The following is a 2,599-nucleotide window of genomic DNA, read 5'->3' on the forward strand; positions in this document are numbered from 1 at the left end:
TTTTAACTGCTCATCGTTAGCATTTAATACTTTTTTTAACGTTCTATAATCACGATTTGCTAATAAATCTAAATAATTATCAATAATTAATTTAACAAGTGGTGGCGACACTAAATGTTGAGTTTGAATAGACAAACACTCCTGCAATGTTCTTGCACCAACACCAATGGGATCAAAATTCCATATTCTTTTTAATACGGCTTCAACTTCAGCTAATTCAATTTCATCATTACCTTGTTCTTCAAGTATTTCTTCAGTTGAAACAGTTAAATAGCCTCGTTCATCAATAGCTTCAATAAGGGAAACGGCAATCGCCCGATCAATTTCACTAAAAGGAGTTAGCTCAAGTTGCCACTCTAAATAATCATGTAGCGTTTCGTGGGTTTCGCCCTGATAAATAGGCAATTCATCATTGCGATAATCGGAATTAGTACCAGATGGGGTCCCTGCGGTATAAATATCATCTAAAGATGCATCAAGTGGAATATTGTCAGGAATTTCTTGGCTATCTAAGGCTTCACGCGTATCAATATGTTCAATTTCATCATTTTGTTTAACGCTAATTTCATCATATTGATCGGCAATTTCCAGTAATGGATTATTTTCAAGTTCAGTTTGAATTTCTTGCTGTAATTCTAAAGTTGACAACTGCAATAATCGGATCGCCAATTGTAATTGTGGCGTCATAGATAATTGTTGAGAGACATTCAGTTGTAAACTGGGTTTGCTCATAATCTGAACTCATTTCCTAAGTAAACACGTTTTACATCTTCGTTACTTAAAATGCTACTCGGTGTACCTTCTGCAATTAAATGACCTTTACTAACAATATAAGCTCGCTCACAAACATCTAGTGTTTCACGAACATTATGGTCAGTTATTAAAACGCCCAGCCCACGATCACGTAAATGCTTGATGATATTTTTAATATCTATTACCGAAATCGGATCCACTCCAGCAAAAGGTTCATCAAGCAAAATAAATTTAGGATTAGCGGCTAATGCCCTTGCTATTTCAACTCGGCGCCTTTCACCTCCAGATAGCGATTGCCCTATGCTGTCACGGATATGGGTAATATGAAACTCTTCAAGTAATTCTTCAGCACGGTCTATTTTTTCTTTTTTATCAATATCTTTCCGTGTTTCTAAAATTGCCATAATGTTATCAATTACAGACAATTTTCTAAAAATTGAGGCTTCTTGCGGTAAATAGCCAATCCCTTTTTGTGCTCGTTCGTGTAACGGTAAAATGCTAATATCATGATCATCAAGATAGATTTTTCCTGCATTTAAGGTCACAATACCAACCACCATATAGAACGTCGTCGTTTTACCGGCACCATTTGGTCCTAATAGCCCAACAATTTCGCCAGAATTAACAGTTAAGCTCACATCTTCAACTACACGTCGTTTTTTGTATACTTTAGCTAAATTTTCCGCTTTTAAAATTGACATTTTATTTGTTCATCTCTTTAACTTGGCTTGGGATGATAGTGCTTTTTACCCGTCTATTTTTACCTGGTTGAGCAAATATTTGCTGTTTTTTAATATCATAAGTAATCAGATCACTAACAATATGATTATCTTGTTGAAATAATTCGGCATGACCTTGTAGCACAATATTATTTTGTTTTACATTATAAATTACTTGCGCTGACTGCCCTGTTACGATCTTATTTTTTTTCGGTAAAATTTGCTTATAACTTACAGGATTACCATAAGCCGTGATTTTTTGTTTTTCTGCGTTTTGCATATCAGTGATTACAACTTTATCAGCTTTTATCGTTAAACCATCTTGAACAATAACAACGTTACCAATAAATGTAATCTTATTATTTTCAATATCAATCTGCTGATTATCAGCATCAATCGCAACAGGTTTGTTATCGGCAAAAATTTTTGAACTTTCTGATTGCGTAATAGATTCATTTGCAAAACTACTTAAAGAGATAGGTAGCAATAAAATTAATGAAAAAACAACTTGTTTTAGCGAACTCATATTTTATTTTGCCTCAGTATTATAATATGTTTTTACATTTTCAAGTATATTAGCTGTTTTTGCATGTAAATCCCCAGCTAACCCAACACCTGTTGAATAAAATCCCACCCCATTAATAATGACAGGATCTTTTGATGTCACTATCTGTGAAGTTAAATCAACCACTGCATTATCTGTTTTTACTTGTTTTAATTGGGCTTCTTGTGTCAAATTATCTAACTGCACATCAGTATAAAGGTAAAGAAGTTTATCATTAGTCAGCTCTGCTTTCTTCGCTTTTATATGCCATGTAGCGACATGATTTTGATCATAAAGAGTCAAATTAGGCAAATCAAATGCTGTTTTACCGGCATCATCAAAATATCTAACATTGCTTGATTCGATTTTATATACAAGTTCGCCAGATAAGTCGTAAATATCTGTTAACATGTCATCACTTTGATAAATCGGCTTATCTGATGTATTTTTAGCTGATTGGCTTATTGCCTCATCTCCTTTTTGATAATTGTAATAAGCACCAATAACAATGACGAGAAGTAAAAAACAGATCAGATTTTTTTTATTCATAACATATGTTAATCACATTAATAAGAAATTATTA

4 protein-coding genes are annotated in these 2,599 nt (G+C 33.3%); all 4 read right to left on the reverse strand.

Annotation, left to right across the window (positions count from 1 at the left end):
• Positions 1-732: RNA polymerase factor sigma-54 (locus tag A9G30_RS06045; RefSeq protein ID WP_218057735.1), on the reverse strand; the 732-nt coding region annotated here is incomplete at its 3' end.
• Positions 729-1,454: an LPS export ABC transporter ATP-binding protein gene (lptB, locus tag A9G30_RS06050; protein ID WP_065567756.1), complete on the reverse strand. Its 726-nt coding sequence runs from the start codon at positions 1,452-1,454 to the stop codon at positions 729-731. The genes A9G30_RS06045 and lptB, both read right to left, overlap by 4 nt.
• 1 nt (position 1,455) lies before the next feature.
• A complete protein-coding gene (gene lptA, locus A9G30_RS06055; RefSeq protein ID WP_081295735.1) occupies positions 1,456-1,998 on the reverse strand; it encodes a lipopolysaccharide transport periplasmic protein LptA in 543 nt (180 codons plus the stop codon).
• Positions 1,999-2,001: 3 nt separating this feature from the next.
• Positions 2,002-2,565, reverse strand: coding sequence for an LPS export ABC transporter periplasmic protein LptC (gene lptC, locus A9G30_RS06060; RefSeq protein ID WP_065588374.1), 564 nt, complete (start codon positions 2,563-2,565; stop codon positions 2,002-2,004).
• Positions 2,566-2,599: the final 34 nt, after the last annotated feature.

The sequence above is a fragment of the Gilliamella sp. Fer4-1 genome (assembly GCF_001690515.1).
Lineage (GTDB): Bacteria > Pseudomonadota > Gammaproteobacteria > Enterobacterales > Orbaceae > Gilliamella > Gilliamella apicola_C.